Below are 25,704 nucleotides of genomic sequence, written 5' to 3'. Positions count from 1 at the left end.
TTTGGCCGATTGGCAGGTCGTTCCTGAGGGGGTTCGGACCGGTTCACTGCCCCACGCGTCCCGGCTGCAGCACCTTGCTGAACAGGACGGATCCGCCCTGTTCGCGAAGGCGCACGGTCAGTTCCCCGCTGTCGCCGTCGATGTCCACTTCGCCGAAGAGAGCCGGCGTCTCCATCGGTGAGACGTTGGACCGGTCGGGAGCCTGCACGAACACTTGATCGGGGCCGAACGTGCCGTCGAGCGCGTTCGACGGGAACTGGCCGGCCGCCAGCGGCCCCGTCACGAACTCCCAGAACGGCGCGAAATCCTTGAACGCCGCCCGCTCGGGGGCGTAATGCTGGGCGGAGGTGTAGTGCACGTCCGCCGTCAGCCAAAGCGTGCCGGTGATCCGCTGGTGCTTGATGAACCGCAGCAGTTCGGCGATCTGCAGCTCCCGGCCGAGCGGAGTCCCGGGATCGCCCTGCGAGACGGCCTCGAAGTTCGTGGCGCCGTCGGCGACGACCAGCCCGAGCGGCATGTCGGCGGCGATCACCTTCCACACCGCCCTGGACTTCGACAGTTCCCGCTTGAGCCAGGCGAGTTGCGCGGCACCGAGGATTCCGGTGGTGTCGTCGGGCTGCCGGCCGGGGGAGTTGGGGTTGCGGAAGGTCCGCATGTCCAGGACGAACAGGTCCAGCAGCGGACCGTGCCGCACCACCCGGTGGATCCTGTCCCCGCCCGGGGAGCCGTGCAGGGTCGAGACCGGGAAGTACTCGCCGAAGGCCCGCATCGAGCGAGCCGCCAGCACGTCCACGTTCTTCTCGGTGTACCGGACGTCATCGAGGATCTGCCCGGGGTACCAGTTGTTGCGCACCTCGTGGTCGTCCCACTGGATCACCGAGGGCACCTGTGCGTTGAACCTGCGGAGGTTGTCGTCCAGCAGGTTGTAGCGGAAGTTCCCCCGGTACTCGGCGAGCGTCTCGGCGACCTTCGCCTTCTCCTCGGTGGTGACGTTGTGCCAGACACGCCCGTCGGGCAGCGTCACACTCGGCTCGATGACGCCGTCCGCGTAGATGTTGTCCCCGCTGCACAGGAAGAAGTCGGGGTCGAGGCGGCGCATCTCGTCATAGACCCGGTAGCCCCCGATGTCCGGATTGATGCCCCACCCCTGGCCCGCGATGTCGCCGGACCACAGGAAACGCACGCCGTCCCGCCGGCGTGCGGGCGCGGTCCGGAAGGTGCCGTACACCGGTTCCCCGGTGCGCCGGGGGTCGTCCGGGGCGGCGAGGGTCACCCGGTAGTGCACCTGCTCGCCGGGCGGAAGCCCGTACAGCGGCGTCGTTCCGGTGCAGTCCGTGCCCGTACCCAGGAGCGGGCCGTGCCAGGTGCGGGCACGGCGGAACGACTCGCTCGCCGACGTCTCCACGATCATTCGGGCCGGCCGGTCGGCGCGCACCCACACCAGAGCGGAGGATGACGTGACATCGCCGACCTGAACACCCCAGGCCGCGTTCGGACGGCCGGACCGCGCGAAGGCCGGGACCGCCGCCCCCGCCACCGGGAGCGTGAGGGCGGCCGTGGCCACCAGCGAACCGCGCAGCACGGTACGGCGGTCGGGGGACGAAATTAGCGGACGGTGCGGCATCGAGGGGCCTCCGACGGGTCGGCGTACGGGCTGCTGGGTGACCGGCCCACCCTCCCGTCCGGCGAAGACGCGCACACCAACGCGAGGTGAACACCCGGCCCCCCGCCCGCACCCATCCCCGCCCGCACCGACGTCCGTTCAGCGGCCGCCTTCCCGGCACGCGGCGAGCAGTTGTACGCCCCGTGAGATGTCCGCGGGCGGCAGGTGCGCGTACCCGATCACCAGACCCACGTATCCATCGGTGGAGCGGGCGTCGCCGCAGTCGCTCAGGAGCCGCAGGGCGATGCCCGCCCCAGCCGCGCACTTCACGAACTCAGCCTCCGGGCCATACCGTTCGGGCAGCCGGGCGATGACGTGCAGTCCCGCCGCGATCCCGCTGACCTCGGCGCCCGGGAAGTGCTCGGCGAGCGCCTCCGTCAGGACGTCACGGCGCTCCCGGTAGGCGCGCTGGCAGCGGCGCAACTGCCGGTCGTAGCCTCCCCGGACGATGAAGTCGGCCAGTACCGCCTGGTCGACGGCCGGATTGCCCATGTCCATGGTCCGCTTGCGGTCGACGATCTCGTCCGTCATCGAAGCCGGTGCCAGCAGCCAGCCCAGCCGCAGCCCGGGCGCCAGGGACTTGCTCACGGAGCCCGTGTACGCGACATGCTCGGGGTCCAAGCCCTGGAGGGCGCCGACGGGGGCGCGGTCGTAGCGGAAGTCGCCGTCGTAGTCGTCCTCCACGATGACGCCGTCCGCCTCCCTCGCCCAGTCCAGGAGCCGGCTGCGGCGGGCGGCGGAGTACGCGATGCCGGTCGGGAACTGATGGGCCGGTGTCGTCACCACGGCGCGTACGCCGGAGCGCACGAGGGGCCCGACCGCCAGCCCTTCGTCATCGAGCGGGAGCCGCTCCGTGGCCAGTCCCGCCGACGAGAAGAGTGCGGCGTGCTCGGGGCTCCCGGGGTCCTCGACGCCGACGGTGGTCAGTCCGCGTCCCCGCAGGACGAAACCGAGCAGTGTGGACGCCTGGGCTACGCCCGAGCAGACCAGCAGGCGCTCCGGGTCGGCCACCACCCCGCGACGCCGGGTCAGCAGTGCGGCCAGGGCGTCACGCAGTTCCGGCAGCCCGCGCGGATCCGGATAGCCCAGCGCGCTGTGCGGCAGCCGGCCGAGCACCGAACGGTGCGTCGCGGCCCAGGCGCTGCGCGGGAAGAGCGAGAGGTCCGGCGTGCCCGGCCGGAAGTCGACACGGGTTCCCGGAGCGCGGGGGGCGAGATCGCGGGCCCTTCCCTCGGCGGCCCGCACGGAGCCGCTCACCCAGGTCCCGGCTCCGTGCCCGCTGCGCAGATAGCTTTCCGCGGTCAGCTGTTCGTAGGCTTCCGTGACCAGGCCGCGGGAAACCCCGAGATCGGCGGCGAGGGCGCGGCTGGACGGCAGCCGCGTCCCGGGCGCCAGCCGGCCCGAGCGGACCGCTTCACGCAGCGCGGACTGCAGCGCCCGCCCGCGACCGCGGGCCGGCGCGGAAGCGGCCGGGAGCAGCAGCTCCCAGGCGGCCGAAACGGATTCCTGCGCACCGCCACTCGCGGCCGGCATGGGATTGGTCCCCGAAGACGTCATAAATGTGGACCTTAAACCGGGCCGCCGGGCCGCCTAGCGTCGATGCCATGAATGTGACCTATCTGCGTGGCGCGTCTCTCGCCGCCTTCGCCTCCGTCCTCGTAGGTGCCTCCTTCACCGCCAACAGTGTCCTCGGCGACTATCCGTACGCCGGAGGGCAGGCGCTGCGCTACGGCTTCGCCGCCCTGCTGCTCCTGCCCCTGCTGAACCGGGCCGGTGAGCCACGGCCGGCCGACGTGCTCCGCGCACTCCGCCCCAGGCAGTGGGGGAGGCTCGCCCTGCTCGCCGCCGTGGGAATGGTCGGTTTCAACCTGGCCGTACTGGCGGCGGAACGCTCGGCGGAACCGGCTGTGCCGGGCGTGTTCGTCGGGTGCGCCCCGATCCTGGTGGCCGTTCTCGTGCCACTGGTGTCCGGGCGCAGGCCGACCCGTGCCGTTCTCTGCGCCGCGGGGCTGGTCGCCGTCGGCGCGTTCACCGTGCAGGGCTGGGGGCAGACCGACACGGCCGGCATTCTCTTCTCCGTCGGCGCGCTGGCCGGCGAGGTGGGGTTCGCCGTGATCGCCGTGCCGGTGCTGCGCCCTCTGGGGCCCAAGCTGCTGTCCGCCACGGTGTGCGCGATCGCCGCGGCGGAGTCGACGGTCCTCGGCCTGCTGGTCGACGGTGCCGGATTCGTCCGTGTGCCCACGCCCGGCGAGGCGGCCGCGCTGGCCTGGCAGGCCGCGGTGGTCACCGTCATCGGTTTCGTCTGCTGGTACCGGGGGATGCAGCGCATCGGAGCGGAGCGCGCCACGCTGTTCCTCGGGCTGATCCCCGTCGCCGCCGCTCTCACCGCCCCGCTCGTCGGCTCCGGCTCGTACGGCCTCGCGCAGGCGGCCGGCAGTTGTCTGGTCGGCGCCGGGGTGGCGATCGGCTCGGGCGTGCTGAGCCGGCGGGGCCGCGAGAAGGCGGCGGATTCAGCGGCTGGTGTCGAGAATCACCCGCGCCACCAGAGCCGGGTCGTCGTTCATCGGGACGTGGCCGCAGCCGGGAAGGCGGACCAGCCGGGCACCGGGGACGGTGTGCTTGGCCCGGATGCCCTGGCGTCGCAGGAGCAGCCGGTCGTGGCCGCCCCAGGCAATGGTCACCGGTAGCCCCGGCACGTCGTCGGTGAACCGGGCGTCCCGTCCGGCGGCCAGGGTCCGGTGGAAGCCGGTCGCCCCGCGCAGGGCTAGGGTCTCGGACACGGCGGCCTCCGGTGAGCGCCGTCCGGGCCGGGCATAGATGGTGCTGGTCAGAGCGGTGCGACCGGCGGCGCTGCGGGACAGCCGCTCGATCAGGGGCAGCGGCATCGACTCCGCCGCGAGCCGCATGGCGCGGAGCGTGCCGAACGCGTACCGGCGCTCGGGATCCGTCCAGAAGCCGGCCGGCGAGAGCGCGGTCACCGAGCGCGCGAGCTTCTCGCGGCCCAGTCCGAGCGCCAGCAGCCCGCCGAGCGAGTTCCCCGCCACGTGGGGCCGGTCCACCCCGATCGCCTCGCAGAAGGTACCGAGCAGCGGCACCATGGCTTTCAGGTCGTACCCGAGATCGTCGGGCAGTCCCGGAGAGGCGCCGAAACCGGGCAGGTCGATGGCGATGACGTCCCGTTCGACGGCCAGGATCGATACGACCGGCTCCCACGCCTGGCGGTGGTGGCCGATGCCGTGGAGCAGCAGGAGGGGCTCTCCCGAGCCCGACCGTTCGTACGCCACGGACACGGTCCGCGGTCGTCCTCGGGGTGACTCGACGGTGAACGAGACCGTGGTGGCCATGGAGGTGCTCCCGGGTGATGCGACACGAGGGATCCCGTGCCCGCAAGCGGCTTAGACATTGCGTCAACAACAATTACCGCCAGGTAGCTTGTAGTTCAAGAGGGCGGGGGAGGTGAACTGGACGCCCTGCGGGAGCGAGGGGCGGGCGGCGCGCCGGACCCTCTGCGGGAGGGACGCGCGGGTGGGGCGAACTGGACACCCTGCGGCAGGTCGGCTGGGATGGGGTACGTGGCAACCGAATCCGTGACCGACGTCTTCGAGGAGCACCGGCCCGTACTCATGGGGGTCGCCTACCGCATGCTCGGCCGGATCGCCGACGCCGAGGACGTCGTCCAGGAGGGCTGGCTGCGCTGGTCGGCCGCTTCGCGCGAGGACGTGCGCGAACCACGTGCCTTCCTCGTCAGGACCGTCACCCGCCTCGCCATCGACCGGCTGCGCCGGCTCGGGGCCCGGCGCGAGGCCTACGTCGGGCCGTGGCTGCCGGAGCCGCTGGTCACCGGCTTCGGGCCGACCGTGCCCGACACGGCGGAGCAGGCGGTACTCGCCGACTCCGTTTCCGTCGCCGTGCTCGTCGTCCTGGAGTCCCTCTCCCCGCTGGAGCGCGCCGTATTCGTCCTGCGCGAGGCCTTCGGCTTTCCCTACGCGGAGATCGCCACGACGCTCCACAGGACCGAGGCGGCCGTACGTCAGCTCGCCGGACGCGCCCGCCGGCACGTGGAGGAACGCAAGCCCCGCTACGACGTCGATCCCGTCCAGCGGCGCGACCTCACGGAACGCTTCCTCGCCGCGGCCGCCGGCGGTGACATCGACGCGTTGCTCGCCCTGCTCGCCCCCGACGTGCGCCTCGTCGGCGACAGCGGGGGCAAGTCGAAGGCGCCTCTGCGGGTCCTGGAGAGCGCGGACAAGGTCGGCCGGTTCCTCTTCGCCGTCGCGCACGGGCAGATCCCCGACCTGGAAATCCGCTTCCTGGAGTTGAACGGCGGCCCGGCGGTGCTGATGCTGTCCGGCGGCAAGAGGGACTCCGTGTTCCAGGTGGATGTGCGGGACGGAGTCATCCAATGCGTCTATATCATTCGAAATCCTGACAAGCTCACCACGTTGCCCGGCGCGTAGTCGGTCGGAGCGGACCGGCCGCCGTCCTCGGGAGGCCGTGTCCGGCCGCCTTGGCCGGGCAGCCGCCCACCCCTGTACCGAAGCCCCGCGGACCCGCCCGGAAGTGGGGCTTCGTGCCGCCTGCGGCCCGCTTTCCGCGAACGTCTTGTGAACGCTGAACGGCGGATCGCCCGTTCGCGGCCCCGCGGCCCGAGGATTGGTCTTGACCAAGGGGGTGCGCCGTCCTATGGTCTCAACGTTAAGACAGGAACCTTTAATAAATAACGTCGCGGAAAAGCCGCTGGGCGATTGCGGAGGACAGGGTGGGGACCACGCAGCTGGAATCGGTACAGGAGCCGAAGTACTGGCACCTCAAGACCGTGCTCAGTGAGGCACTCGACTCGGACTTTGCGGTGGGGGAGATCCTTCCCAACGAGCGTGAGCTCGCCGCCCGGTTCGGCGTCGCCCGGGCCACGCTCCGGCAGGCCCTGGAGCAGCTCGAGCTCGAAGGCAGGCTGCAGCGCCGCCGCGGAGTGGGGACCACTGTCGCCCCGCCGCGCGTGGGCGTCGCCGTATCCACCGCCCAGCACGACTGGACCGGTGGCGGCGCGGGCGAGGCCTGGCAGTCGGCCGACTGCCGGACGGCGGCCGCACCCGCCGCCGTGGCCGGAATGCTCGAAGTGGCGGCTGATGAGCCCGTCCACATCGTGCGCAGGATCCGCCTCACCCACGGGCAGGCGGTCGCGGCGGAGCTGCTGTACGTACCGGCAGGCTCCGTTCCCGACCTTTCGGCGATAGAGAGCCCCTCCGGTCCCGCCAGGGCCCGCAGCGTCGTACGTGAGCTGCACCGGCTCGGCCTCGACGGGCAGGACCGTTCCGTGGAGCTGGGTTCGGCGCGCGCGGACGACGCCAAGGAGCTCGACCGGCTCCCCGGCGCCCCCGTCCTCGTGGTGACGACCCGCTACCTCGCGGCCGGCGGCACAGCTGCCGTCTCCGTCGCCACGTACCGGGCCGACACCTGCCGCCTCACCTTCGGCGACTCGGGCGACCTGGAGATCAGCCACGACGAGCGGACCCGCCAGGCATCCTGACCGGATGACCGCGCGCCCGGGGCACGCACCGTACGGCCCGTCGCGTTCAGCGGCGGGCCGTCACCGTTCCCTCCACGGCGAAGAGCTGCTCCTCGACGTGGTCCAGCGCCAGCCGCAGCGCACCCGTGGCCACGGCGGCCTCGCCGAGCAGCGACAGGGTCACCCGAGGGGGCCGCAGACAGTACCGGGCCAGCTCACCGCGGAGTGGGTCCAGCACCCCGTCCAGTCCGGCGGCCCAGCCGCCGATGACCACCAGTTCCGGATCGAGTGCCAGGACGAGCGCCGCCACGTCGTGGACCAGGCGCTGGATGAACCGCTCCACAGCGGCCTGCGCCTGCTCGTCGCCGTGCCGTGCCTTGGCGAACACCGCGGCGACCGCCTGCTCGTCGAGCGGGTCCAGGGGCGTGTCCGTCGTCGACAGCAGCCTCTCCGGCGTGACGTCACGGCCGAGGAGGTGCAGTGCACCGATCTCGCCGGCCGCCCCGCCGAATCCGCGGTGCAGCCGCCCGCCGATGAGGGATCCCGCCCCCGGGCTCAGGCCCGCCAGTACGAACACGATGTCGTCGGACTCCGTGGCCGCACCCTTCCAGTGCTCCGCGACGGCCGCCGCGTTCGCATCGTTCTCCACGAGGACGGAGCAGCGGAACGAGCGCCTCAGCCGCTCGCCGAGCGCCAGCCCCGTCCAGTCCGGGAGAGCGGTCCCGAGCCGGACGGTGCCGTCGGCCTCCACGATGCCGGGGCTGCCCACGCCGACCGCCCGCAGACTGCTGCGCGCGACGCCGGTCCGCCGGAGGACATCGGCGACCACGGTCCGCACCCTGTCGAGGCGGTCGTCCGCACAGGCCGTCTCCGACACCTCGCGTGAGCCGGCGCCGATGATCCGGCCGTCCAGCCCCGACAACAACGCCGACACCCGGTGCGGGCCGATCTCGATGCCCAGGAGGTGCCCCGCCTCGGCGCGGAAGCGGAACCGGCGGGCCGGACGCCCCTGACGCCGCGCCTCGGCACCGTCCGGAGCCGACTCGACAACCAGCCCGGCTTCGAACAGCCCCTCCACGACGCCCTCGACCGTGGGCCGGGACAGACCCGTGATCCGCGTCAGGTCCGTAAGGGTCGGCGACTCCGCACCCCGGAGGGCGTGCAGCACCACCGCGGAATTGATCCGACGCAGCAACGACGGGTCCCCACCGGTCAGCCGGCCCACGGTGTGTCCTCCCAGCTCGTGCGCATGTCAGGCGGATCGTACTCGCTGCTCAGGGACTCGGCGACCGTGGGCGGGAGGGCTGCCCGGGAACACCCGGTATCAGCTCGGAGCGACGAATCCGGACTCGTAGGCGGCGATGACCGCCTGGGTGCGGTCACGGGCCCCCAACTTCGCCAGCACGGCGCTGACATGCGATTTCACCGTCTCGACGCCGACCACGAGCCGGGCCGCGATTTCGGCGTTGGACAGACCCCGGGCCATCAGGCGCAGCACGGCCGCTTCCCGCTCGGTGAGGGAAGCCCGCTCCATGACCTCCCGCGCCTTGCTCGTACCGTACTGGGCAGCGAGCTGGCGGACCGCGGCCGGGAACAGCAGGGACTCGCCCTCCGCGACCAGCCGCACCGCGTGCACGATCTCGGCCGGCCGGGCCCGCTTGAGGAGAAAGCCGTCCGCGCCGGCCCGCAACGCCTCGTAGACGTACTCGTCGTTCTCGAACGTCGTCACCACCAGGATCTTCGGCGGATCCGCCACCGTGCGCAGCACCACCCGAGTCGCCTCTATGCCGTCCATCAGCGGCATCCGGACATCCATCGCCACGACGTCCGGGCGCAGTTGCCGCACCAACGGGATCACCGCGGCGCCGTCACCCGCCTCACCCACCACCTCGATGTCGGGCTGGGCTTCCAGGACGGCGCGCAGTCCCGCGCGGACCAGGGGTTCGTCGTCGACGAGGAGAACGGTAACCGGCATCCGGTCAGCGTATGTGGTCCAGCGGAAGGTTCGCGTGCACGATCCATTCCCCCCTGTACGGTCCCGTTCTGGCGCTGCCGCCCAGGAGTGCGGCTCGCTCCCTGATGCCCCGCAGTCCGCTTCCGCTTCCAGTGGTAACGGTCGAACCCGCGAGCGGATTTGTCACTTGCAACTCAAGCCGGCCGTCGGCGACGGTGATGCGGACCCGGACCGCGACCGATTCGGAGTGACGCAGGACGTTGGTGAGGGCCTCCTGGAGGATGCGGTACCCCTCCCGGGACACCGATGCCGGCACCTGTTCCAGCGGGCCGGACAATTCCGCGTCGACCTCGGCCCCGGAACCGCGCGCGGAGTCCAGCAGACGGTCCGCCTCGCTCAGCGACGGCCGCTGGCCCGACGACGAAGGTGTACCCGACTCGCGCAGCACCCTCAGCACCCGTTCCAGATCGTCCAGCGCGTTACGGCCCGTCTCCTCGATCGCCGCCAACGCCCGTTCGGTGAACTCCGGGTCGTGCGCCGCCCGGGCGGCACCCGCCTGAAGGACGGCGACCGTAAGGGCGTGCCCGATCGAGTCGTGCAGTTCGCGCGCGATCCGGTTTCGCTCGAGCAGCTGCTCCGTACGCTCCTCCAACGCCGTCATCCGCTGTTTCGGCGTCGGTCCGAGGAGCCACCGGGCAGCCGCGGTGATCAGCTCCCCGCACCCCACGACCACGGCTAGGAGCATCGCCACGGGCACCGGAGCGAGGAGAGCGGCCCACCAATGCGTGCCCAGCCCGGCGGCGAACCATTCGGCACTCGGCTGCGAACCTGCCGCGGAGCGTATGAGGTCGACCGTCGTGGCCGACAGCCACACCGTCGCCATGCCGGCCAGCCCGGCGCACACCAGCCGCACCTCCAGCCAGAGAGAGGTCCGCCACCGCTCGGACCACGATGTGGAGGGAGCGGCCGAAACAGTCGCTCCGGGGTCGCCCCGCTCCTCGGGCGTGAGGAGCAACTGCGCCTGGACACCCTCGGCGAGGCGCATACCGGGAATCAGCCCCACCAGGGCAGCGAGGACCACGGGTACCCAGGGCGTGTCCGTCGAGATGAACAGCCAGACGCTCACGACGGCGCCGGGCAGCAGCAGATGCAGCCACCGGGTGTAGGTGACCGGCACGGTCAACGGGCGGAGAAAGCTGAACATGCTGCCATCGTGCCAGCGGGCTCGGCGCGACGGCTCCCCCGAGCGAGGGAGATGGTCCACACCCGCGGGGGAGGACCGCCTGCCGGCCCGGCGGCGAGGCTGAGGACATGACCAGCATCGACGTCAACGAGCTCACCAAGGATTATGGCGCGACCCGCGCCGTGGACCGACTCACCTTCAGCGTGCGGCCCGGCCGGGTCACCGGCTTTCTCGGGCCGAACGGGGCGGGCAAGTCCACCACCATGCGACTGATCCTCGGCCTGGACCGGCCCACCGATGGCACCGTCACGATCGGCGGGCAGGCCTACGCGGCTCTGGAAGATCCGCTCCGCCACGTCGGGGCACTGCTCGACGCGCAGGCCGCCCACGGCTCGCGGACGGCGCGCAACCACTTGCTCGCGCTTGCCACGAGCAATGGTATGAGCGGGGCGAGAGTCGAGGACGTACTGGAGGAGGCAGGACTCGGCCACGTCGGTGGCCGGCGGATCAAGACGTTCTCCCTCGGCATGCGCCAACGCCTCGGCATAGCGGCCGCACTGCTCGGCGACCCGGAGGTCGTCATGCTCGACGAGCCGTCGAACGGGCTGGATCCGGAAGGGATCATCTGGATCCGGGAGCTGATGAAACGGCTGGCACGGGAGGGCCGCACCGTCCTGGTGTCCAGCCATCTGATGAACGAGACGTCGTCGTTCGCCGACCATCTGATCGTCCTCGGGCGGGGCCGCCTTCTCGTCGACCTCCCGATGAGGGAGTTCCTCAACTCCCGCGGCCGGCCACGCGTGCGGGTGCGGGTCCCCACGACTGGGTCGCTCCGGCTCAGTGAGGCCCTGACACGCCAGGGATACCGGGCCGATCAGGGCGAGGACGGGTACTTCACCGTCGAAGGGGCGCGAGCGGACGAGATCGGGGCGATTGCCGCCATGGAAGGCCTTCCGGTTCTTCAGCTCACGGACGAGCAGACCACGCTGGAACAGGCCTATCTGGATCTCACCGCCGGGGCGGCGGAGTTCGAGTCCGCCGCTTCCGCTCCCGTCCGACAGGAGGCCTGACCATGGCGACCACCGCGATCCTGAGTTCCGAGTGGATCAAGATCAGATCGGTGCGCTCGGTCATCGGGTCCCTAGCAGCCGTATTCCTCGCCACCATGGCCGTCACGGTGCTCAGTTTCGCCACCGTCGGGCAGGAGGAGGCGGACCAAGCGGATGCGGATCTCGTCCTCGGGGCCTTCTACGCGCTGAACTTCGGTCAGATCGCGGCCATAAGCTTCGGAGCCACAGCCATCTCGTCCGAGTACGTCAACGGCGCGCTGCGCACGTCGCTGGCTGCCGTGCCGCGCCGCACGCTCTTCTACACGGTCAAGATGGCGCTCATCGGGGGGGCCGCTCTTGTGGCAGGGCTTGTCACCAGCTTCAGCTCGTTCCTGGTAGGGCAGTCGTTCATGGGGGACTACGCCATCGGGCTGGGAGAGCCGGGCGCGCTCAGGGCCGCTGCCGGCAGCGGCATATATCTCGCTCTCATGACCCTCTTCGCCGCCGGGCTGACCGTTCTGTTCCGCAGCGCGGTTGCCGTACTCAGCCTGCTCATCCCCTTCATTCTGATCGTCTCGTTCGTCGTCGGCGACGTCGCGGGCGGCGCGGCCGACTATCTTCCGGACCGGGCCGGACAGTTGGTGTTGCACCAGCATCCGGAGGGCAGTATCGGCCCCTGGACGGGGCTGGCCGTCACCGCGGCATGGGCGGGGGCGTCGTTGCTGGCCGGATGGTGGGCCCTGCGACGCCGGGACGCCTAGGCGTTCCGCCCCGCACAAGTTCGTGGGGTGGAACGGAGGCCGAGCCCGGGGCTATCAGTGCGGCTCGTGGGCCCACCACTCGTCGTCGCGGCCGGGAACGGGGCGTTCCACAGCCTGCGTCGGATGCGCGACGCCTGTGCCCGCGGGGTTGCGGTCGGCTCCGCAGAGGACGGGGCCTTCGTCCAACAGCGCCGCACGGCCATGGCTGAGATGCGCGGCCGCTTGCGTGAGGATCTGGGCATCGGGCCCCTCGGGATGGAATGACCAGCGGCTGACGAGGCTGTCGGGAACTGCGCCGACCGCCAGCAGAGGAGGGGCTGAAACCCTCTCAAAGTGCTCGGTGAGACTCTCGTTGTCAGTGCCGGACGGTTTACTGACGGCATGACCACCGCACATCACCTCCGCCTCATCGACGGGATGCGCACCCGAGAGTTTCCCGCGGATCGCATCCGATCGGGTTCGGGAGTCAGCGGTCCCGGCTACCACACGGCGTCCCTGCGCGCCGAAGACGAGTACGGGGACGACGACGAGGCAGAGCGGCTTGAGCGTCGTGCGCAGTGTCTCGCCGAGCACGACGCCCTCGTCACCGTGCTCGGCGCGCGCTGGGGCGATCCGCAGCTGATCAGCTTGTGGAGTGCCCAGGAGCGCATGATGTCGGGTGAGGAGATACCCGATCCGTGGGCCGAAACCGTTGCGGGGTGCGAATATCTCCGGCTCTGGCGCATAGATGATCAGTGGATCGCCCTGGCGCTGTACCTGGAGGAGGAAGGCCTCGGGTGCGAACTCGGCGTGGTGGTGACCGAGATTGATCCTCCGTGAGCGCGGAGGCCGGCGCGGTCCGCGGGCGTGGAACCGGGATTGAGTCCGGAGCCACGGCGGCCCGATAGCCAGGTGTGGCCGTTGTCGCAGGGCGGCACGGTGCTGTCGTCAGGCCTCGGTGGCGGCGGTGGCGGTGTCCGCGTCGACGGTTGACCGGAGGCGTCCGTACTCGTCGGCCATGGAACTCACGGTCCAGTGGGCGTTCAAGCCGCTGGGGTTGGGCAGTGCCCAGACCCGGGCCCCGCCGATGCGCCGGTCCTGCGGCCCGATATGGGCCTGCCGCTCACCGAAGGCCGTTCGGTAGGCCGTGATCCCGACGACGGCCAGCCACTGCGGCCGCAGTTCCTCGACCTTCGAGGTGAGGAGCCGGCCCCCGGCGCGAAGTTCCTCGGCAGACAGTTCGTCGGCCCGGGCTGTGGCTCTGGCGACCACATTGGTGATGCCCAGTCCGTGGCCGAGCAGTTCGGACTGCTCGCACGGCTTCAGCTGACGCGCGGTGAATCCGGACCGATGGAGCACCGGCCAGAAACGATTACCGGGAAAGGCGAAGTGATGGCCCGTGGCGCCCGTCATCAAGCTCGGGTTGATTCCGCAGAACAGGACGCGCAGGCCGCCCGCGACCACATCGGGAACAATGCGGTCACGGGCGGCCAGGAGTTCTTCGGGTGTCATCGACCGGTGGTCCCGCGCATCAGAGGATCGAGCCCGGCGTGTAACCGGCGGCCTCCGGGTGCTGCTTGGTGATCTCCTCGATCCGGCCGACGAGTGCGGTGACCTGGTCGCCCGCGGCACCCGTGAACGAGAGCTTGTCGGCCATCAGCTCGTCCAACTGCGCGCGGTCAAGCGGGATGCGCTCGTCCGCCGCCAGCTTGTCCAGCAGTTCGTTGCGCTCCGTACCCTGCTCACGCATGGCAAGCGCGGACGCGACCGCGTTCTCCTTGATGGCCTCGTGCGCGACCTCACGGCCGACACCGGCGCGAACCGCGCCCATCAGCACCTTGGTCGTGGCGAGGAAGGGCAGGTAGCGGTCCAGCTCGCGCGCGACGACCGCGGGGAACGCGCCGAATTCGTCGAGCACCGTCAGGAAGGTCTCCACCAGACCGTCGAACGCGAAGAACGCGTCCGGCAGCGCCACCCGGCGGACCACGGAGCAGGACACGTCGCCCTCGTTCCACTGGTCGCCCGCCAGCTCACCGGTCATCGACGCGTAGCCCCGGAGGATGACCATCAGGCCGTTGACGCGCTCGCAGGAGCGGGTGTTCATCTTGTGCGGCATGGCGGACGAACCGACCTGGCCCGGCTTGAAGCCCTCGGTCACCAGCTCGTGGCCGGCCATCAGCCGGATGGTCTTGGCCACGGAGGAAGGTGCTGCGGCCAGCTGTACCAGGGCGGTCACCACGTCGTAATCGAGGGAGCGCGGGTAGACCTGGCCGACCGATGTGAAGGCCTGCGCGAAGCCGAGGTGCCCGGCGATGCGCTGCTCCAGATCGGCGAGCTTCCCGGCGTCCCCGCCCAGCAGGTCGAGCATGTCCTGGGCCGTGCCGACGGGGCCCTTGATTCCGCGGAGCGGGTAGCGGCCCAGCAGGTCCTCAAGGCGCCCGTAAGCCACCAGCAGCTCGTCCGCCGCGGTGGCGAAGCGCTTGCCCAGTGTTGTGGCCTGCGCGGCGACGTTGTGGGACCGGCCGGCGATGACCAGTTCGCGGTACTCGCCGGCGAGCCTGCCGAGTCGCGCCAGGACCGCCACCGTGCGGTCGCGCATGAGCTCCAGCGACAGCCGGATCTGGAGTTGCTCGACGTTCTCGGTCAGGTCGCGGGAGGTCATTCCCTTGTGGACCTGCTCGTGGCCGGCGAGGGCGTTGAACTCCTCGATGCGGGCCTTGACGTCGTGCCGGGTCACCTTCTCGCGCTCGGCGATCGATGCCAGGTCGACCTGGTCGAGGACGCGCTCGTAATCGGCGAGGGCCGCGTCGGGTACCTCGATCCCGAGGTCCTTCTGGGCGCGCAGCACCGCCAGCCACAGCTGACGTTCCAGCTTCACCTTCTGCTCGGGGGACCAGAGGACAGCCAGCTCCGTAGAGGCGTAGCGGCCGGCCAGGACATTGGGGATGCGAGGCTTCGCAGACACAGCAGTCACGTGTCCAGATTCTACTGGCGGTTTATGCAGGTCGGCGCCGCCCCCGGTTTGTGCGTTGCTACGAGGACCTGGCGACGTGGACGTGGCAACGAGGTCGTGGTTGAGAGGACGGTCGGTGTGCCGCCCGGATTCGGCGCGCGAGCGGGAGAGCCGGAGGGAGTCGGAGGCGGTTCGGGTGGGGGCGGGCTCGCGGAACCGTTCCCGGCGGGCCCGCTACTCGCTCGCGTCGACCCGGCGCCACGTGGAGATCGGGCCCGGCGCCCCGGCGTCCACGGGCGTGATCCAGAAGGCCCGCCCCAGCTCGGCGCTGAACTGCGCTCCCGCACGGCCGTCACCCGAGGAGCGCCCGGTCAGACGCCGTCCTATCCACGGGAAGAGGTGCCGGCGGGCAAAGCGCACGTCTTCGACGCGCCGAGTGGCCCAGCGCGGCAGGGCGGCGGTGGGAAGCACCGTCTGCCAGTCGTCCTCCGGAGGCAGCCCCAGTGTCTGCCAGACAGCCTCCGCCACCCTGCGGTGTCCCTCGGCAGTCAGGTGCAGCCGGTCCACGTCCCACATCCTGGGGTCGCCCAGCACCGGCGCTCCGTACAGGTCGGCGACCTGCGCACCGTGCCGGGCGGCCAGATCGTCGACCAGGGTGAACAACTCTTCCATCCGTGGCCGGAAGCGTTCCATCACCGGCCCGTTGCGACCGGGGCTGCGCATGAGGACCAGCTTCTTGCACGAGGGCGCGAGACGCTCCACGGCCTCCTCCAGCCGGCCGCGGACCATGCCCATGTCGCACTTGGGCCGCAGGGCGTCATTGAGGCCGCCCACCAGCGTCACCACGTCCGCCTGCATGGCCGCCGCAACGTCCACCTGCTCGTCCACGATCTGGCCGATGAGCTTCCCGCGCACGGCGAGATTCGCGTATCGGAAACCGGGGGTACGGGTCGCCAGCCGGGTGGCGAGAACGTCGGCCCAGCCCCGGTACGAACCGTCGGGCAGCAGGTCCGACATGCCCTCGGTGAACGAATCGCCCACCGCGACGAGACTGGTGTATTCGGCATTGATTTCCATGGCCCCGCGATCGTATCGCGGCGGGGGCCGACCCTCGCCGGAGGCGGTGGCAGCCCCGCCCGCCCCGGAACGAGCCCCGCCCCACCCCGGAACGAGCGCGGTCCCGCACCCCCTGAGGGGCGCGGGACCGCGGTTCGGGCGGGCGGATCAGCGCGACTGGGGCCGGCCCACCAGTTCGCGGAGCACGTCCTCCATCGTCACCATGCCGGCCAGCCGGTCGTCCTCGTCGAGGACCGCCGCCAGATGCGTACGGCTGCGCCGGAGGGCGGTCAGGACGTCGTCGAGCGGGGTCGCCGCCCGGACCCGGGCGATCGGCCGCATCGCCGTCACGGGGAACGGCATGTCGCGGGGCGTGACGTCGAGGGCGTCCTTCACGTGGAGGTAGCCCAGGATCCGCTGCTCGCTGTCCATCACCGGGAATCGCGAGAACCCGGTCTCGGACGAGAGCCTCTCCAGTTCCTCGGGCGTCGTTCCGACCCTCGTGTACATGACCCGGTCCACCGGCAGCACCACGTCGCGCACCGGCCTGCGCCCCAGCTCCAGCGCGTGGTGCAGTCGCTCGGCCGCGCGGTCGTCGACCAGCCCGGCGTCGCCGGCGTCCTTGACGAGCCGGGCCAGCTCGTCGTCCGAGAAGGTGGCCGACACCTCGTCCTTCGTCTCCACCCTCAACAGCTTCAGCAGGGCGTTGGCGAAGGCGTTGATCGCGAAGATCACCGGACGCAGCGCACGGGCCAGGCCCACCAGCGGCGGCCCGAGCAGCAGTGCGGTCCTCACCGGCTCCGCCAGGGCGATGTTCTTCGGCACCATCTCGCCGAGCAGCATGTGGAGGTAGGTCGCCACCGACAGGGCGATCACGAACGAGATCGGATGGACCAGTCCGTGCGGCACCCCCACGGCGTCGAAGACGGGCTCCAGCAGATGCGCGATGGCGGGCTCGGCGACGATACCCAGGACCAGGGTGCACAGCGTGATGCCCAGCTGTGCCGCCGCGAGCAGCGCCGAGACGTGTTCCAGACCCCAGATGACGCTGCGCGCCCGCCGGTTCCCGTCCTCCGCCTGCGGCTCGATCTGGCTGCGCCGCACGGAGATGAGGGCGAACTCCGCACCGACGAAGAAGGCGTTCACGACGAGAGTCATCAGACCGATGAAGAGCTGTACGGCGGTCATCGCTCATCCTCCGGAAGCTCGTCGGAACCGGGCAGCGGCGCGTGCAGCAGCGCCCGGGCGGCGCGCCGCCCCGAGGCGTCCACCACATCGAGGCGCCAGCCGGCGAGCTCGATGGAGTCACCCACGGCCGGGATGCGGCCCACCTCCGTGGCGATCAGACCGGCGAGGGTCTCGTACGGTCCGTCCGGCACTCTCAGTCCGATCGTCTCCAGCTGGTCCGTGCGGGCCGCGCCGTCGGCCGACCACAGCGTGCGTCCGTCGGCGTCCTCCCCGGCGGGCGCGAGGTCCGGTGTCTCGTGCGGGTCGTGCTCGTCCCGCACTTCACCGACGACCTCTTCGACGATGTCCTCCAGCGTCACGACGCCCGCCGTGCCTCCGTACTCGTCGATGACGACCGCCATCGCGAGCTTGCCGGAGAGCCGGTCCAGCAGCCGGTCGACGGTCAGGGTCTCCGGCACGAGCAGTGGCTCGCGCAGCAGGTCGGAGACCCGCTTGCGAGGCCGCTGCTCGGCGGGGATCGCCAGGACGTCCTTGATGTGCGCGACACCGACGACGGTGTCGAGGCTGCCCCGGTACACGGGGAACCGGGACAGTCCGGTCGCCCGTGTCGCGTTGGCGACGTCCTCGGCGGTCGCCTGCACCTCCAGCGCGGTGACCTGCACCCGGGGCGTCATCACGTTCTCCGCGGTCAGTTCCGCCAGATTGAGCGTACGGACGAACAGCTCGGCCGTGTCGGCCTCCAGGGCGCCGGCCTTGGCGGAGTGCCGGGCCAGTGCCACCAGCTCCTGCGGGCTGCGGGCGGATGCCAGTTCCTCGGCCGGTTCGAGCCCGAAGCGGCGCACGATGCGGTTGGCCGTGTTGTTGAGGTGGCTGATGAAGGGCCGGAAGATCGCGGTGAAGGCCCGCTGCGGAGTGGCCACCGTCTTCGCCACGGCGAGGGGCGAGGAGATGGCCCAGTTCTTCGGTACGAGCTCGCCGACCACCATGAGGAACACGGTGGACAGGGCGGTCCCGATCACCAGGGCCACGGACGAGGACACGCTGGGCGACAGTCCCACTGCCTCGACCGGGCCGCGGATCAGCTTCGCGATGGACGACTCCGAGAGCATGCCGACGACCAGGTTGGTGACGGTGATGCCCAGCTGGGCCCCGGAGAGCTGGAAGGTCAGGCTGCGTACCGCCTTCATGGCGCTCGCGGCGCCGCGCTCCTCCCGCTCCACAGCCCGCTCGAGCTGGCCGCGTTCGACCGTGGTCAGTGAGAATTCCGCCGCGACGAAGGCGCCACAGGCGAGGGAGAGCAGTACCGCCACGAGCAGCAGAAGCACTTCGGTCATCGGTTCACCTCCGTCCCATGATCGGGCAGGGACAGGAAGATCGCGCGATCTCGGCGATATCGGCTACTGGGAGGCTCGCCCATGGGCGGACGCTCACACCTTTCATAAGGATCGACAGGGGAGCCCTCATAGTAAAGGATCGGCAAAGTGGAGAGGTGGGGCAGTCCTCCACCACTTCGGACTGCGGCTCCGTGGCCGGAGCACGCCGGCCCCGCACCGTTTTCAAAGAGGCTTCACCCAACGCCGCCAGTGGTCCTCCCGGTGATAGCCGGCGGCCGCCCACGCGTGGTGTGCGCGTTCGTTGGCCTCCAGGACCATGGCGTCGGCCCGGCGGCCGCCGAGCGCGGCGAAACGGGCGTCCGCCGCTTCCAGCAGGGCGGTGGCGATGCCCTGCCGGCGTGCCCCGGGATGCACGGCCAGCCGGTAGACGTGACAGCGCCATCCGTCGAAGCCGGCGATGACGGTGCCCACGAGCAGGCCGTCCCGCTCCGCGAGGAGCAGGGATTCGGGGTCCCGGGCAACCAGCCGGGACACCCCGTCGTGGTCGTCGCTGATGCTCGTTCCTTCTGCGGCCTCGCGCCAGAACGTCAGTACGTCGTCGACGTCGGCCGGGCCCGCGCAGCGGATGTGAAGATCGCTCATGGGACGAGCCAAGCAGAATGTCATCCCGATGGGCGAACGAATTCGCATCTGCCCGGAAGCGCGCGGGCACTGGCCTCCTCAGCGCAGGTGCACCGGGAGCGACTCGATGCCGTAGACGATCGACAGCTTCCGGAAGCCGAGCTCCTGGGGCGGGACGGCGAGCCGCATGCCGGGGAACCGCCGGGCCAGCGCCGGGTAGGCCACGCGCAGCTCCATGCGAGCCAGTTCGGCGCCGATGCAGCGGTGGATGCCGTGGCCGAAGGCCAGGTGGCCCGCCGGGGTGGAGCGGTGCGGGTCGAAGCCCCCGTCGTCCGTGACGTACGACGGATCACGGTTGGCGCCGCTCAGGGAGCAGAGGACCATGTCGCCGCGCGGAATGACGACCCCGGCTATCTCGATGTCCTCACGGGCGAACCTGGGGAAGGCCATCTGGACCGCGGAGAGGTACCGCAGCACCTCCTCGACGAACGGTGCGGTCATGGTGTCGTCCGTGCGCAGCCGGTCGAGGACGTCCTCGTTCTGCAGCATGACCAGCGAGCCCAGCGCGATCGTGCTGGCCGTCGTCTCGAAGCCGCCGGTGAGCACGCCGTCGGCGAGGCCCGCCAGTTCCTCGTCGTCGACGGTGTCGCCGTGCTCCCGCACGATCATGCCGAGCAGCCCGTCCCCCGGGTTCTGGCGCTGTGCCTTGACCACGCCCCTGAAGTAGTCCAGCGACGCGGACATGGCACCGAAGGGCGCGGTCGTCCCGCCGAAGAGGTCGAAACGGTCCATGGCCAGTTGCTGGAAGTCGTGCCGGTCCCGGTAGGGCACGCCCAGCAGCTCGCAGATGGTGAGCGAGGGGACGGGCAGCGCGAACTCGTGCACCAGGTCGACCGGGCCGCGGGCAGCCTCCATCGCGTCCAGGCGTTCGTCGACGATGGCTTCGATGCGGGGTGCCAGGCGCCGCAGCCGGCGCATGGTGAACTCCGGGGTCAGGATGCGGCGCAGCCGCGTGTGCACCGGCGGATCACTGAACCCGAGCCCGCCGGGGCTCTGCTCGGCGGCGATCCCGGCATTGCCCGCGAGGTGGGCGAAATCCGTGCTGAACCCCTCGGCGGAGCCGAGCACGGCCTTCGACTCCTCGTACCCGGTGACCACCCAGGCGTCCATGCCGAACGGCAGTGACACCCTGGAGACCGGGGCGCTCGCCCGGGTCGTGGCCACCCGGCGCACGGGATCGAGCCCGTCGCGGCGCAGGAGCATGAGCAGTTCCTCCGGCAGCAGCTTGATGGTGGAGGAACCGATTCCGTGCCGTTGGATCCTGGCCAGGTAGGTGCGCCCGAGCCGGGCGGTGATACGGGAACGGAACGTCGTACTCAATGTGTGCACTCCATGAGTCGTCGCGAGATCTGGTCGGTTGGCAGGTGTTCGCCGCCAGGACGTGGCCGACTGCGCTGACTTCGGTCGCCTGACCAGGAATTATGACCACTTGTTCGGAGAAGGGGGTGGCCGGGTGCGGTATCCGACGCTCATCCTTCGACGGTACGGGCCCCGGCGCCCGTACGCCCGGGCCGGAAGGCTGCGGTGATATGCCAGGTGACAGGGGGCGCCGGGCCCTCGGACGGCACGGCGCCCCGGCTCGCGGAAGCGGGCCGGGCCCGTACGTCTTGCCGGTGCTAGCGATCCCGCGCTAGCGTGAGGAGGTGCCCAAGACGCAGCTGAACGTTCGAGTGGACGAGGCCACCGCCGAGGCCGCGCGGCAGCGCGCGCTCCAGAGGGGGATGAGCGTGAACCGCTACATAGAGGAGCTCGTCAAACAGGACGCGGGCGAGGTCGGCCACACCTTCGTCGAGGCCGCCGCCGACTTCATGAAGAGTTACGCATCGGTGTTCGCCGAGGAGTTCGGCCCGGAGCGCAAAGGCACCCGTTGAACCTCCGGATCCAGCTTTCCTGGCTTCTCATGGTCGCCGAGCACAAGACGCCGGGCGACCCGCAGGTCACGGACTGGGGCGCTCTGGTCGCCGCGGTCGCACGGCACGAGGCGGAGATCTTCGGCAGCCCGGTCTACAGCGACCCGCACTCCAGAGCTGCCGCGCTGCTGCAACTGCTGCTGCACGTGCCCGCGTTGGAGCGGTCCAACGCGATGTTCGCTTCCGCCGTCGCCTACGGCTACCTCGTGGCGGCGGGACTGAAGGTCATCACCTCGCCGGAACAGGTGCGCGATCTGGCCCTGCTGGTCAAGGAGGGCAAGGCGGACGTCCGGGCCATCGCCGACGAGCTGCGTCAGTGGAGCCTGTGACCGGGGCCGCGTGACCGGTGACGTCGGCTCGACGCGGCACGGGCCCCACCGGAGGGTGTACGCCGGTCAGCGCAGGCCCAGCCGCCCCCGGTCCACCACGGCCGACCGTCGTGCCACGCCCAGCACGCACGAGGACGTGGGAAGCCTGATGCCGTGCTCCGGCATGTTGACCTTCCGGTACGCCTCCACCGTGAACCCGGCCGCCTCGATGGCGGCGAGCGCGTCACGCGAGGTGTGGCATCCCCCGGCCACCAGCGGCCAGAAGGTCCGGTCCAGCGCGCGCTGGGTGGCTGCCATGCCCCGGCCGTCGGCCCGCACGTGTTCGAAGAAGCGCAACTCGCCACCCGGCCGCAGGACCCGCCGGATCTCCGCGAGCGACTGCCGCACATCGCGTACGGTGCACAGCACGAGCGAGGCGACGGCTCCGTCGAACGCCTCGCTCTTCACCGGGAGGGCCTCCGCCGTCCCCGGGACCACGTCCACCGGGATACCGGCGCGCAGCGCGGAACGTACCGCCAACTGCCGTAGCGTGCGCTCCGGTTCGATCGCCACCACCTCGGACACCGCCGGCGGGTAGTGGGCGAAGTTCAGGCCGTTGCCCGCTCCGATCTCGATGATCCGGCCGGACAGTCCCGACAGCAGTTCGGCCCGCACCGCGGCCAGTCCCGCGGCGGACTCCGCGGCCACGCTCAGCCGGGCGTAGCAACGGGCGAAGACGGGGTGGTGCACCGCGTCCTTCTGGATCTTCGTGCTCCGCAACCGCATGACGGACCTCCTCGACGGGGGCCGGTCCGAGCGGGCCCGGAGCGAGGGATGCGCCCCTCGGGCCACGCTCGGCCGGAATCGTTCGGCTACCTCGATTCTGCCCCCTTCGGCGCACCCCGTCCTGCGCCGCACAGCGCTCAGTCCGGAGGCCGGGTGCCGCCCAGCCGCCCCGCCAGCCAACTCCCGGCGCGGGCACGGAATTCCACGGGGTCGAGTGCTCCCGCGCCCGCCGGAACCACGCCCAGCAGCGGGGCGCCCGCCGCCACCGGGAGGTCCGCCAGATTGCAGCGCTCCGCCAGGTCAGGCTCGGCCGGCATGCTGCCGATCACCACCCCGAGGCAGTCGAGCCCGCGGGCGCGCAGCGCCTCCGCCGTCAGCGCCGTCGAGTTGAGCGTGCCGAGCCCGGCAGGCGTGACCACCAGGACGGGAGCCGCCAGCAGCCGTGCCGCGTCCGCCAGGGTCGCGCCGTCGTCGTCGAACCGCACGAGCAGGCCGCCAGCGCCCTCGACGAGCACCAGATCGTGCTCGGCCGCCAGTTTCTCGGCGGCCTCGGCGACCTCGTACGGACGCACCGGTGCCAATCCGGACCGCCGAGCAGCGGTCGCAGGTGCCAACGGCTCCGGAAAACGGGCCAGTTCGACAGCAGTCACATGAGTGCCCGCCAGCCGCGCCACCTCGGCGGCGTCACCCGGCTCACCCGGCTCAAGGCCCGTCTGGGCCGGCTTGAGCACCGCCACCCGACGGCCTGCCGATGCCGCCGCGACGGCCGCCGTCACGATCGTCTTGCCGATCTCGGTGCCCGTACCCGTCACCACCAGAACGCTCATCTCAGCCCTCCCGCGCCGCAGCGCACACGGCGCGGCAGATCCGCGCCACATCGTCGTCACCGGTGACGTACGGCGGCATGGTGTAGACGAGGTCGCGGAACGGCCGGAGCCACACGCCCTCGCGCACCGCCGCCCGCGTCGCGGACTCCATGTCCACCTCGTGATCGAGCTGGACGACGCCGATCGCACCCAGAACCCGCACATCGCGGACCCCGGGCAGCTCCCCGGCCGGGGCCAGGCCGTCCCGGAGACCGGCCCCGATCCGCTTGACCTCCTGCTCCCAGTCCTGGCCGAGCAACAGCTCGATCGAGGCGCAGGCCACCGCGGAGGCGAGCGGATTGCCCATGAACGTCGGCCCGTGGGCGAGCACCGGCACCTCGCCGCGCGAAATGCCCTCGGCCACCTCGGTCGTGCACAGCGTCGCCGCCATCGTCAGGTAGCCGCCGGTCAGGGCCTTGCCCACACACATCACATCGGGCGAGACCCCGGCGTGCTCCGCTGCGAAAAGCTTGCCCGTACGCCCGAAGCCCGTGGCGATCTCGTCGAACACCAGGAGCACGCCGTGGGCGTCGCAGGCCTCGCGCAGGACACGCAGGTACGCGGGGGAGTGGAAGCGCATGCCGCCCGCCCCCTGCACCACGGGCTCCACGATCACCGCGGCCAGCTCATCGGCGTGGTGGGCGATCAGCTCACGCAGATGCGTGGCGTACGCGACGTCCGGCTCCGCGTCGAAGCCGGCCGGCGGCTCGTCCGCGAAGACCTGCCGGGGCAGCGCCCCCGACCACAGCTCGTGCATGCCGCCCTCGGGGTCGCACACCGACATCGGCTGCCAGGTGTCCCCGTGGTACCCGCCGCGCCAGGTCAGCAGCCGCTGCTTGGCCGGCCGGCCGGCGGAACGCCAGTACTGGAGGCACATCTTCACGGCCACCTCGACCGACACCGAGCCGGAGTCGGCGAGGAAGACGTGCCGCAACGGCTCCGGGGTGATCTCGACCAGCCTGGCCGCCAGCCGCACGGCGGGCTCGTGCGTGAGCCCGCCGAACATCACATGGCTCATCCGGTCCAGCTGGTCGCGTGCCGCCTCGTTCAGCACCGGATGGTTGTACCCGTGCACCGCCGACCACCACGACGACATGCCGTCGACCAACTCGTGCTGTCCATGGGCCGGTTCGGCAAGCCGGAGCCGTACGCCGGACGCGGACTCCACGACCAGCGGCTCCTGCCGGCCCGGCATGGGGCCGTACGGGTGCCAGACGTGGGCCCGGTCCAGCGCCCGGAGCCTGGCGGGGGAGAGCGGCTCAGGCATTGGGTGCGAGATCCGTACCCGCCCCGCGACGGCGGACCGCCACCAGGTCCGTGCGTGCCGGCCGGTCCTCGGCGGTCTCCGCGGGAGCGGCCTCGGCCTCCGGGTTGTCGCCGCAGGGCGCGCATCCGCCGGAGTGCGAGCCACAGCCGCCGCCCGCCTCGGCTCGGTGGCCGGGGAGCGTCGTCGTACCCGCGCCCTCCACCTCGAAGCCGGCGTCCGCGATCATGTCGAGGTCGGTCTGGCCCGCCTGGCCCTCACTGGTCAGGTAGTCACCCAGGAAGATCGAGTTGACCAGGTGCAGGGCCAGCGGCTGCATCGAACGCAGATGCACCTCGCGCCCGCCCGCCAGCCGTACCTCCACGTCGGGGCAGACGAACCGCACCATCGCCAGGATGCGCAGACAGCGCTGGGGCGTCAGGTTCCACTCCTTGGCGAGCGGAGTGCCCTCGAAGGGGATCAGGAAGTTGACGGGTACCGAGTCAGGGTCGAGATCACGCAGCGCGAAGACCACGTCGACCAGGTCGGTGTCGCTCTCCCCCATGCCGGCGATCAGCCCGGAGCAGGCGGAGAGCCCGGCCGCCTGCGCCTGGTGCACCGTCTCCACCCGGTCGGCGTAGGTGTGGGTGGTCGTGATCGCCCCGTACGTCTCCTCCGACGTGTTGAGGTTGTGGTTGTAGGCATCGGCGCCCGCCGACCGCAGCCGGTCGGCCTGGCCGTCGGAGAGCAGACCCAGACAGGCGCACACCTCCACGCCCTCGTTCTGTTCCTTGATCGCCTCGATGGTCTGCGACACCCGGTCGACGTCCCGGTCCGTCGGGCCCCGGCCGCTCGCGACCAGGCAGACGCGCTTGGCGCCACCGGCCACTCCCGCGGCCGCCGCCTTCGACGCCTCGTCGGGCTTCAGCCAGGTGTACTTCAGGATCTCGGCCTTGGATCCCAGCCGCTGGGAGCAGTACGAGCAGTCCTCGGGGCAGAGCCCGGACTTCAGATTGACCAGATAGTTCAGCTTCACCCGCCGCCCGAACCACTGACGGCGCACCTTTCCGGCCGCGGCCACCACATCGAGCAGTTCGTCGTCCGGGGTCGCCAGAACGGCGAGCGCTTCTTCACGGGTCGGCAGCTCGCGCCGCAGCCCCTTGTCCACCAGCGTGTTCAGGAGGTCCATGGCGATGATCCTGACGCACGGCACCGCTCCGAGCCAAGGAGGAACCGGACAACAGAGCTCGCGGAGGGTGTGTGCATTGCCACACCATGCCCGGC

24 protein-coding genes and 1 pseudogene are annotated in these 25,704 nt (G+C 71.0%); 8 read left to right on the top strand and 17 right to left on the bottom strand.

Features of this window, described 5'->3' with window-relative positions:
* Window positions 1–43: 43 nt before the first annotated feature.
* Together ACFYPA_RS22145 and ACFYPA_RS22140 are read right to left on the bottom strand one after the other, a co-directional pair.
* Window positions 44–1,624: an alkaline phosphatase D family protein gene (locus ACFYPA_RS22145; RefSeq protein ID WP_389133709.1), complete on the bottom strand. Its 1,581-nt coding sequence runs from the start codon at window positions 1,622–1,624 to the stop codon at window positions 44–46.
* 138 nt (window positions 1,625–1,762) lie between these two features.
* Complete coding sequence (locus tag ACFYPA_RS22140) at window positions 1,763–3,196, bottom strand: PLP-dependent aminotransferase family protein (protein ID WP_359083572.1); 1,434 nt, start codon at window positions 3,194–3,196, stop codon at window positions 1,763–1,765.
* Window positions 3,197–3,222: 26 nt separating this feature from the next.
* On the opposite strand from ACFYPA_RS22140, the pseudogene ACFYPA_RS22135 reads away from it, so the two are divergent.
* Window positions 3,223–4,068: pseudogene (locus tag ACFYPA_RS22135) on the top strand (DMT family transporter); the annotation flags it as partial.
* Window positions 4,069–4,173: 105 nt separating this feature from the next.
* On the opposite strand, the gene ACFYPA_RS22130 reads toward ACFYPA_RS22135, so the two are convergent.
* Window positions 4,174–5,007, bottom strand: a complete 834-nt coding sequence (locus ACFYPA_RS22130) for an alpha/beta fold hydrolase (RefSeq protein WP_359083570.1) — start codon at window positions 5,005–5,007, stop codon at window positions 4,174–4,176.
* Window positions 5,008–5,226: 219 nt separating this feature from the next.
* Here ACFYPA_RS22130 and sigJ point away from each other — a divergent pair, with 219 nt between their 5' ends.
* Both sigJ and ACFYPA_RS22120 read left to right on the top strand, forming a co-directional pair.
* A complete protein-coding gene (gene sigJ / locus ACFYPA_RS22125) occupies window positions 5,227–6,120 on the top strand; it encodes an RNA polymerase sigma factor SigJ (protein WP_389133706.1) in 894 nt (297 codons plus the stop codon).
* 302 nt (window positions 6,121–6,422) lie between these two features.
* Entirely contained in the window at window positions 6,423–7,190 is a 768-nt protein-coding gene (locus tag ACFYPA_RS22120; RefSeq protein WP_359083568.1) for a GntR family transcriptional regulator, read from the top strand.
* A gap of 46 nt (window positions 7,191–7,236) precedes the next feature.
* Here the strand turns inward: ACFYPA_RS22120 and ACFYPA_RS22115 are convergent, their stop codons facing one another.
* The 3 genes from ACFYPA_RS22115 to ACFYPA_RS22105 all read right to left on the bottom strand — a co-directional run bounded on the left by ACFYPA_RS22115 (window position 7,237) and on the right by ACFYPA_RS22105 (window position 10,327).
* Window positions 7,237–8,394, bottom strand: coding sequence for an ROK family transcriptional regulator (locus tag ACFYPA_RS22115; RefSeq protein WP_389133703.1), 1,158 nt, complete (start codon window positions 8,392–8,394; stop codon window positions 7,237–7,239).
* A gap of 99 nt (window positions 8,395–8,493) precedes the next feature.
* The gene (locus ACFYPA_RS22110; protein WP_359083566.1) at window positions 8,494–9,144 is read right to left on the bottom strand and encodes a response regulator transcription factor; all 651 of its coding nucleotides are present in this window, start codon (window positions 9,142–9,144) and stop codon (window positions 8,494–8,496) included.
* Window positions 9,145–9,148: 4 nt separating this feature from the next.
* A complete protein-coding gene (locus ACFYPA_RS22105) occupies window positions 9,149–10,327 on the bottom strand; it encodes a histidine kinase (RefSeq protein ID WP_359083565.1) in 1,179 nt (392 codons plus the stop codon).
* Window positions 10,328–10,434: 107 nt separating this feature from the next.
* Between ACFYPA_RS22105 and ACFYPA_RS22100 the strand changes: the two genes are divergently transcribed.
* The 3 genes from ACFYPA_RS22100 to ACFYPA_RS22090 all read left to right on the top strand — a co-directional run bounded on the left by ACFYPA_RS22100 (window position 10,435) and on the right by ACFYPA_RS22090 (window position 12,935).
* Window positions 10,435–11,376 (top strand): ABC transporter ATP-binding protein, encoded by a 942-nt coding sequence (locus ACFYPA_RS22100; protein WP_389133699.1) that lies wholly within the window; start codon window positions 10,435–10,437, stop codon window positions 11,374–11,376.
* Between the two features lie 2 nt (window positions 11,377–11,378).
* Complete coding sequence (locus ACFYPA_RS22095; RefSeq protein ID WP_389133696.1) at window positions 11,379–12,116, top strand: ABC transporter permease; 738 nt, start codon at window positions 11,379–11,381, stop codon at window positions 12,114–12,116.
* 381 nt (window positions 12,117–12,497) lie between these two features.
* On the top strand, window positions 12,498–12,935 hold the full coding sequence (locus ACFYPA_RS22090) for a hypothetical protein (RefSeq protein WP_359315716.1): 438 nt from the start codon (window positions 12,498–12,500) through the stop codon (window positions 12,933–12,935).
* 108 nt (window positions 12,936–13,043) lie between these two features.
* Here the strand turns inward: ACFYPA_RS22090 and mug are convergent, their stop codons facing one another.
* The 7 genes from mug to ACFYPA_RS22055 all read right to left on the bottom strand — a co-directional run bounded on the left by mug (window position 13,044) and on the right by ACFYPA_RS22055 (window position 20,627).
* Entirely contained in the window at window positions 13,044–13,607 is a 564-nt protein-coding gene (mug, locus tag ACFYPA_RS22085) for a G/U mismatch-specific DNA glycosylase (RefSeq protein ID WP_359083561.1), read from the bottom strand.
* A 19-nt stretch (window positions 13,608–13,626) separates the two neighbouring features.
* Entirely contained in the window at window positions 13,627–15,069 is a 1,443-nt protein-coding gene (purB, locus tag ACFYPA_RS22080) for an adenylosuccinate lyase (RefSeq protein WP_359315719.1), read from the bottom strand.
* A gap of 213 nt (window positions 15,070–15,282) precedes the next feature.
* On the bottom strand, window positions 15,283–16,125 hold the full coding sequence (locus ACFYPA_RS22075; protein WP_389133692.1) for an SGNH/GDSL hydrolase family protein: 843 nt from the start codon (window positions 16,123–16,125) through the stop codon (window positions 15,283–15,285).
* 147 nt (window positions 16,126–16,272) lie between these two features.
* On the bottom strand, window positions 16,273–17,292 hold the full coding sequence (locus ACFYPA_RS22070; RefSeq protein ID WP_359083558.1) for a hemolysin family protein: 1,020 nt from the start codon (window positions 17,290–17,292) through the stop codon (window positions 16,273–16,275).
* A complete protein-coding gene (locus tag ACFYPA_RS22065) occupies window positions 17,289–18,626 on the bottom strand; it encodes a hemolysin family protein (RefSeq protein WP_359083557.1) in 1,338 nt (445 codons plus the stop codon). Before ACFYPA_RS22065 ends, ACFYPA_RS22070 begins: the two co-directional genes overlap by 4 nt.
* 222 nt (window positions 18,627–18,848) lie before the next feature.
* Window positions 18,849–19,268: a GNAT family N-acetyltransferase gene (locus ACFYPA_RS22060; protein WP_359083556.1), complete on the bottom strand. Its 420-nt coding sequence runs from the start codon at window positions 19,266–19,268 to the stop codon at window positions 18,849–18,851.
* Window positions 19,269–19,346: 78 nt separating this feature from the next.
* The gene (locus ACFYPA_RS22055) at window positions 19,347–20,627 is read right to left on the bottom strand and encodes a cytochrome P450 (protein ID WP_359083555.1); all 1,281 of its coding nucleotides are present in this window, start codon (window positions 20,625–20,627) and stop codon (window positions 19,347–19,349) included.
* Between the two features lie 323 nt (window positions 20,628–20,950).
* Here ACFYPA_RS22055 and ACFYPA_RS22050 point away from each other — a divergent pair, with 323 nt between their 5' ends.
* Window positions 20,951–21,178 (top strand): antitoxin, encoded by a 228-nt coding sequence (locus ACFYPA_RS22050; protein ID WP_359083553.1) that lies wholly within the window; start codon window positions 20,951–20,953, stop codon window positions 21,176–21,178.
* Window positions 21,175–21,546, top strand: a complete 372-nt coding sequence (locus ACFYPA_RS22045; protein ID WP_359315725.1) for a fic family toxin-antitoxin system, toxin component — start codon at window positions 21,175–21,177, stop codon at window positions 21,544–21,546. Before ACFYPA_RS22050 ends, ACFYPA_RS22045 begins: the two co-directional genes overlap by 4 nt.
* Window positions 21,547–21,612: 66 nt before the next feature.
* Here the strand turns inward: ACFYPA_RS22045 and ACFYPA_RS22040 are convergent, their stop codons facing one another.
* The 4 genes from ACFYPA_RS22040 to bioB all read right to left on the bottom strand — a co-directional run bounded on the left by ACFYPA_RS22040 (window position 21,613) and on the right by bioB (window position 25,609).
* A complete protein-coding gene (locus tag ACFYPA_RS22040; RefSeq protein ID WP_359083551.1) occupies window positions 21,613–22,311 on the bottom strand; it encodes a class I SAM-dependent methyltransferase in 699 nt (232 codons plus the stop codon).
* A 137-nt stretch (window positions 22,312–22,448) separates the two neighbouring features.
* On the bottom strand, window positions 22,449–23,138 hold the full coding sequence (bioD, locus tag ACFYPA_RS22035; protein ID WP_359083550.1) for a dethiobiotin synthase: 690 nt from the start codon (window positions 23,136–23,138) through the stop codon (window positions 22,449–22,451).
* A 1-nt stretch (window position 23,139) separates the two neighbouring features.
* Window positions 23,140–24,444 (bottom strand): adenosylmethionine--8-amino-7-oxononanoate transaminase, encoded by a 1,305-nt coding sequence (locus tag ACFYPA_RS22030; RefSeq protein WP_389133685.1) that lies wholly within the window; start codon window positions 24,442–24,444, stop codon window positions 23,140–23,142.
* Complete coding sequence (gene bioB / locus ACFYPA_RS22025) at window positions 24,437–25,609, bottom strand: biotin synthase BioB (protein ID WP_359083548.1); 1,173 nt, start codon at window positions 25,607–25,609, stop codon at window positions 24,437–24,439. The genes ACFYPA_RS22030 and bioB overlap by 8 nt, the downstream gene beginning before the upstream one ends.
* Window positions 25,610–25,704 lie beyond the last annotated feature (95 nt).

This window comes from Streptomyces sp. NPDC005775 (assembly GCF_042871565.1).
Taxonomy (GTDB): domain Bacteria; phylum Actinomycetota; class Actinomycetes; order Streptomycetales; family Streptomycetaceae; genus Streptomyces.
This window is presented reverse-complemented; position numbering and strand designations above follow the sequence as displayed.